Here is a 1,819-nt window from a genome sequence, read left to right on the forward strand (position 1 = left end):
CCGCATGGGCCTGCCGATCCGGCAGCTCGTGCTGGCCACCAACGAGAACCGCGTGCTCGACGAGTTCTTCCGCACCGGCACCTACCGAGTGCGCGCCGGCAGCGAGACCTTCGAGACCTCGAGCCCGTCGATGGACATCTCGAAGGCATCGAACTTCGAGCGCTTCGTGTTCGACCTGCTGGGCCGCGACGGCGAGCGCACCCGCGCGCTGTTCAAGACCGCGCTCGAGCAGCACGGCCGCTTCTCGATCACGCCGGACGAGTTCGCGCGCATCGCCGCCGACGGCTTCGTCTCGGGCCACAGCACGCATGCCGATCGGCTCGCGACGATCCGCCTCGCGTACGAACGCTTCGGCACGATGATCGACACGCACACGGCCGACGGATTGAAGGTCGCGCTGGAGCACCTCGACCCGGCGGTGCCGATGATCGTGCTCGAGACCGCGCTGCCGGCCAAGTTTGCCGACACCATCATCGAGGCGCTGAACCGCCAGCCGGCCCGGCCGCACCAGCTGAACGGCATCGAGGACCTGCCGAAGCGCTTCGAGGTGATGCCGGTCGATGCCGAGGCGGTCAAGCGCTACATTGCCCAACGCGTCACGGCCCACGTCTGAGCGCGCCATGAAAGTCATCGGCTTCAGCGGCTACTCGGGCTCCGGCAAGACCACGCTGGTCGAGCAGCTGATCCCGCTGCTGCGCGCGGCGGGCCAGCGCGTGTCGGTGGTCAAGCATGCGCACCACGATTTCGACATCGACCAGCCGGGCAAGGATTCATACCGCCACCGCCAGGCCGGCGCGTTCGAGATCGTGATCGCCTCCGACCGGCGCCTCGCCAAGATCCGCGAGTACGAGCAGCTGGCCGAGCCGACGGTGCACCAGCTGATCGCCGAGTTGGTCGAGTGCGACTGGGTGCTGGTCGAGGGCTTCAAGCATGCCGACCTGCCGAAGATCGAGGTCTGGCGCGCCGCCACCGGCAAGCAGGCCAACTACCCGACCGATCCGTTCATCGTCGCGATCGCGACCGACAGCGCCGACCGCCTGCCCGAGCCGACCTCGCGCCCGGTGCTCGACCTGAATGACCCTGCCGCAGCAGCCGCGTTCCTGCTCGCCGATGCTTCGCGCTATGACTACCAGTTCCCCGCCATCCCCTGATCGCGCCAAGGCAGCGCTGCTGTCGCTCGACGACGCACTGGCACGCCTGCTCGCCGCGGTGCAACCGCTGCCGGCCGGCGAGATCGAGACGCTGCCGACCTTCGACGCGCTCGGCCGCGTGCTGGCCGCCGACGTGCGCTCGCAGCTCGACGTGCCGCCGCTCGCGAACACCGCAATGGACGGCTACGCGCTGCGCAGCGCCGATGTGCCGGCCGCCGGCACGCTGCTGCCGGTCAGCCAGCGCATCACCGCCGGCCGCGTGCCGGGCGAGCTGCAGCCCGGCACCGCGGCGCGCATCTTCACCGGCGCGCCGATCCCGCCCGGCGCCGATGCCGTCGTGATGCAGGAGCAGTGCGAGGCGCTCGGCGACCAGGTGCGCATCAACGAAGTGCCGAGGCCCGGCCAGTGGGTGCGCCGCCGCGGCGAGGACGTGCAGGAGGGCAGTACCGTGCTGACGCAAGGCCTGCGCCTGACGCCGCAGGCGCTCGGGATGGCGGCCTCGGTCGGGGCGGCGACGCTGCCGGTGATGCGCCGGCCGCGCGTCGCGCTGTTCTCCACCGGCGACGAGCTGGTGATGCCGGGCGAGCCGCTGCGCCCCGGCGCGATCTACAACTCCAATCGCTACACGCTGCGCGCGCTGATCCAGGCGCTGGGCGGCGAGGTGACCG

3 protein-coding genes are annotated in these 1,819 nt (G+C 70.8%); all 3 read left to right on the forward strand.

Annotated features, from left to right (window positions below; all coding sequences use genetic code 11):
• A partial coding sequence (locus AC1D12_RS32410; RefSeq protein ID WP_477845250.1) for a PALP domain-containing protein occupies positions 1 to 613 on the forward strand: 613 nt, incomplete at its 5' end.
• Positions 614 to 620: 7 nt separating this feature from the next.
• Complete coding sequence (gene mobB, locus AC1D12_RS32415) at positions 621 to 1,151, forward strand: molybdopterin-guanine dinucleotide biosynthesis protein B (protein WP_047511998.1); 531 nt, start codon at positions 621 to 623, stop codon at positions 1,149 to 1,151.
• Positions 1,123 to 1,819: molybdopterin molybdotransferase MoeA (locus AC1D12_RS32420; RefSeq protein WP_477845251.1), on the forward strand; the 697-nt coding region annotated here is incomplete at its 3' end. The genes mobB and AC1D12_RS32420, both read left to right, overlap by 29 nt.

This window comes from Rhizobacter sp. P1_G5 (genome assembly GCF_056405435.1).

What these genes read in the sequence shown, in the direction of transcription:
- mobB (WP_047511998.1), top strand. Translation starts at nt 621, where the DNA reads ATGAAAGTCATCGGCTTCAGCGGCTACTCGGGCTCCGGCAAGACCACG.